Source organism: Pseudomonas sp. GW821-FHT04D07, from assembly GCF_059420225.1.
The window spans coordinates 1-4,488 of record NZ_JBWKTH010000016.1 but is presented as its reverse complement, the minus strand read 5'-3'; the positions used below and the strand labels follow the sequence as shown (position 1 = coordinate 4,488).

Genomic DNA, 4,488 nt, shown 5'->3' with positions numbered 1-4,488 from the left:
AAAATCCGGTTTCGCTCCCGCGGACTCTGTGTTGTACATATCACTCCAGTCTTGCTCGGGACAATGTGGGAGCGGAGCTTGCCCGCGAAGAGGCCAGCAGGATCAATGCGCTTCCCCTGCCTTGATTCCCGCCGGCAGCGCCTTGGTCAACAGCACCGCCAACATGCTGATCCCCAGCGCGATCCCGACAAAATGGAAGGCGTCGTTATAGGCCATGATCGATGCCTGCTGATGGGTGATTTCGCTCAGCTTGCCCAGCGCCGCGCTGTCGCTGCCGAGCCTCTCCGAAAGCAGCGTCAGACGTTCGGCCACCTGCGGATTACCCGGCACGATCGCCTCGCGCAGATAGTCGAAATAGATCTTGGTCCGCGCATCCAGCAAGGTCGCGAGCAGGGCTATGCCGATGGCCCCGCCGAGGTTGCGCAGGATGTTGAACAGGCTCGACGCCGACCCCGCGTCCTGGGGCAGGATATAGGCGGTGGCGATCAGCGAGATGGTCACCATGATCAGCGGCTGGCCCAGCGCGCGGATGATCTGGATCTGGTTGAACTGCTGGCCGGCAAAGTCCGGGTTGAGCACTCCGGAAGAAAAACTCGCCAGGCCGAACAGGCCAAAACCCAGGGTGCAGAGCAGCTTCGGTGAGATGAATTTCATCAGCTTGGGCACCAGCGGAATCAGGAACAGCTGCGGCACCCCCATCCACATGATCACTTCGCCGATCTGCAGGGCGTTGTAGTTCTGGATCTGCGCCAGGTACAGCGGTAGCAGGTAGATCGAGCCATACAGACCCACGCCCATGCCCAGGCTGGCAATGCTGGACAGGCCGAAGTTGCGGTTCTGCAGGATACGCAGGTTGATCAGCGGGTTGGCCTTGGATAGTTGCAGGATCACGAAGGTGATCAGGCTCAGCAGGGCGATACTGCCCAGCGTCACGATCAGGTTTGACTCCAGCCAATCCTTGCGGTGGCCTTCCTCGAGGAACACTTGCAGGCAACCCAGGCCGATGCCGAGGCTGACGATCCCGGCGTAGTCGGTGCTCTTGAGCAGTTCCCAATGGGCCTCTTTCTTTTCCAGGCCATAGAGCAGGCCGCCGATCATGATCAGGCCGGGCGGGATATTGATATAGAAGATGTACTGCCAGCCCCAGTTTTCCGTCAGCCAACCGCCAATGGTCGGACCGATGGACGGGGCGAAGGTGGCGGTCATGGCGAACATGGCCATGCCCTTGGCGCGGTGGTGATCCGGCAGCTTGATCAGGGTCAGGGTGAACGCCAGGGGGATCAGCGCGCCGCCGGTGAAGCCCTGCATGGCGCGGAACACGATCATGCTTTCCAGGCTCCAGGCCATGGAACAGAGCAGCGACGAGCCGAGGAAACCCAGCGAAACCCAGACCGCCAGGCGTCGCGCCGAGAGCAATTGCACCAGCCAGGCGGTAAGGGGAATCATGATGATTTCCGCCACCAGGTAGGAGGTGGAAATCCACGAGCCTTCTTCCAGGGTCGCCGACAGGGCGCCCTGGATATCCTTGAGCGAAGAGTTGGTGATCTGGATATCGAGCACCGCCATAAAGGCGCCGAGCATCACGCTCATCACCGCGATCCAGTCCCGGCGGGTCGGCTCGCCCACCGGTCGGATCAGTTGATCACCGGCCATGCTGGGCGTCGCGTAGATCGACCTTGACGGTGACCGACATGCCCGGACGGATTCTGCCCTGCAACGGATTATCGGCGGCAAAGGTCAGCTTGACCGGGATGCGCTGCACCACCTTGGTGAAATTGCCGGTGGCGTTGTCCGGCGGCAACAGGCTGAACTGCGCGCCGGAAGCGGCGAACAGGCTTTCGACCTGACCCTGGATCGGCGTGTCCTCATAAGCATCGAAGGTCAGGGTCGCGCTCTGGCCCGGCTGCATATGACCGATCTGGGTTTCCTTGAAGTTGGCCTGGACCCAGATGTCCTGGTCCGGGACGATGGACAGTAGATAGGCTCCGGCCTGTATGTACTGGCCGGTGCGTGCCGCGCGCTGGCCGACCAGGCCGCTGATGGGCGCGTGGATTTCGCAGCGGGTCAGGTTCAGTTCGGCCTGGGCCAGGTCGGCGCGGGCATTGGCGATCTGGGCGTCGAGGCGCTTGAGCTCGGCACTCAGGGCCGTAACCTGCTGGCGCTGGCCTTGCAGATCAGCCTGGGCCTTGGCCACTTGCGAACGGGCGATATGGTTGTCGGCGGAGAGTGTGGTGACCCGTTCTTCCGAAACGTAGCCGGGTTTGCGCAGGGTCTGCGCGCGGTTCAGATCGAGCTGCGAACGACCGAGGCTGGCCTGGCTGGAGGCGACCTGGGCATCGGCGGCGGCGATCAGGCTGGCTTGTTGGGTCAGCTTGCTCTGGGCCTGCAAGCGTTCGGCTTCGCGGGTGGCGAGGGTGGCGTTGGCACGGTCGACGGCGAGCTGGAAGTCGGCGCCTTCGAGGCGCACCAGCAACTGGCCTTTCTCCACATGCTGGTTGTCCGCCACCAGTACCTGGTCGATGCGTGCGCCCAACTGGCTGGAGACCCGGGTGATTTCGCCCTGGACATAGGCGTTATCGGTGCTTTCATAAAAGCGCCCCTTGAAGAACCACTGGGCAAAAAAGCCCAGGGCGATCAACAGGACCAGGAACAGGAAAATAGACAGTCGACGCTTGAGTTGGGAGGGCATGGGCAGCAACACATCAATGTGTAAGTGAATTTTACGGTGGACGAATCTGGCACAGCAGTCCCAATGGGTAAATGCCAGTCGCGGAGAAAGCCCGGTTTTCGGGGCCTGGCGCCTTTTTTAGACCGAAGCTTGGCTTATATGCCCTCTGCCAGATGCCCTGCGCTGGAGCCCGGACGGCTGTGCCTGTTACCATTCGCCCTTTGTTTTATCTCCACTTCGAGACCGCCCATGACCACCGTTCGCACGCGCATCGCGCCATCGCCCACCGGCGATCCCCACGTCGGCACCGCCTATATCGCTTTGTTCAACTATTGCTTTGCCAAGCAGCACGGCGGTGAGTTCATCCTGCGGATCGAAGACACCGATCAGTTACGCTCGACCCGCGAGTCCGAACAGCAGATTTTCGATGCTCTCAACTGGCTGGGTATCACCTGGGCCGAAGGCCCGGATGTCGGCGGTCCCCACGGTCCGTACCGGCAGAGCGAGCGTAGCGAGATCTACAAGAAATACACCCAGCAGTTGGTCGATATGGGCCACGCTTTCCCGTGCTTCTGTACCGCCGAAGAGCTGGACCAGATGCGCGCCGAGCAGATGGCCCGCGGCGAGACCCCGCGCTACGACGGCCGTGCGCTGTTGCTGTCGAAGGAAGAAGTGGCCCAGCGCCTGGCCGCCGGCGAGCCCCATGTGATTCGCATGAAAGTGCCGAGCGAAGGCGTCTGCGTGGTGCCGGACATGCTCCGTGGCGACGTCGAGATCCCGTGGGACCGCATGGACATGCAGGTGCTGATGAAGACCGATGGCCTGCCGACCTACTTCCTGGCCAACGTGGTCGACGACCACCTGATGGGCATCACCCACGTGTTGCGTGGCGAAGAGTGGCTGCCGTCGGCGCCGAAGCTGATCCTGCTCTACGAATACTTCGGCTGGGAACAGCCGCAGCTGTGCTACATGCCGCTGCTGCGCAACCCGGACAAGAGCAAGCTGTCCAAACGCAAGAACCCGACCTCGGTGACCTTCTACGAGCGCATGGGCTTTATGCCTGAAGCCATGCTCAACTACCTGGGCCGCATGGGCTGGTCGATGCCCGACGAGCGCGAGAAGTTCTCCCTGGCGGAAATGGTCGAGCACTTCGACCTGTCCCGCGTTTCCCTGGGTGGGCCGATCTTCGATATCGAGAAACTGTCCTGGCTCAACGGCCAGTGGCTGCGCGACCTGCCGCTGGAAGAGTTCGCCAGCCGCGTGCAGAACTGGGCGCTGAATCCCGAGTACCTGATGAAGATCGCGCCGCTGGTCCAGGGCCGGGTCGAGACCTTCAGCCAGGTCGCGCCGCTGGCGAACTTCTTCTTCGCCGGCAGCCTGCCGCTGGACGCCAAGCTGTTCGAGCACAAGAAGCTCGCGGCTGACGACGTGCGCAAGCTGATGCAGTTGATCCTGTGGAAGCTGGAGAGCCTGCGCCAGTGGGAAAAGGACAGCATCACCGCGACCATCCAGGCGGTGGTCGACGCCCTGGAGTTGAAGTTGCGCGATGCCATGCCGCTGATGTTTGCCGCGATTACCGGGCAGGCCAGTTCGGTGTCGGTGCTCGATGCCATGGAAATCCTTGGCCCGGACCTCACGCGCTTCCGTCTGCGCCAGGCCCTGGATCTGCTGGGCGGGGTGTCGAAGAAAGAAAACAAGGAATGGGAAAAGCTGCTGGGCGCGATTGCCTGAGACCGCCCTGTTTCTATGGAACCATGTGGGAGCGGGGGGGGGGGGGGGGGGGGGGGGGGGGGGGGGGGGGGAGGAGAGAGGGGGGGGGG

Annotated in this window: 3 protein-coding genes; 1 reads left to right on the top strand and 2 read right to left on the bottom strand. The window is 62.4% G+C overall.

The features are described 5' to 3' along the window. Window positions 1–102: 102 nt before the first annotated feature. Both AC07T0_RS18730 and AC07T0_RS18725 read right to left on the bottom strand, forming a co-directional pair. On the bottom strand, window positions 103–1,653 hold the full coding sequence (locus tag AC07T0_RS18730) for an MDR family MFS transporter (protein WP_495002621.1): 1,551 nt from the start codon (window positions 1,651–1,653) through the stop codon (window positions 103–105). Then, a complete protein-coding gene (locus AC07T0_RS18725) occupies window positions 1,643–2,689 on the bottom strand; it encodes an HlyD family secretion protein (RefSeq protein ID WP_495002620.1) in 1,047 nt (348 codons plus the stop codon). Before AC07T0_RS18725 ends, AC07T0_RS18730 begins: the two co-directional genes overlap by 11 nt. 228 nt (window positions 2,690–2,917) lie before the next feature. Here AC07T0_RS18725 and gltX point away from each other — a divergent pair, with 228 nt between their 5' ends. Next, the gene (gltX, locus tag AC07T0_RS18720; protein ID WP_495002619.1) at window positions 2,918–4,399 is read left to right on the top strand and encodes a glutamate--tRNA ligase; all 1,482 of its coding nucleotides are present in this window, start codon (window positions 2,918–2,920) and stop codon (window positions 4,397–4,399) included. The last annotated feature ends 89 nt before the right edge of the window (window positions 4,400–4,488 follow it).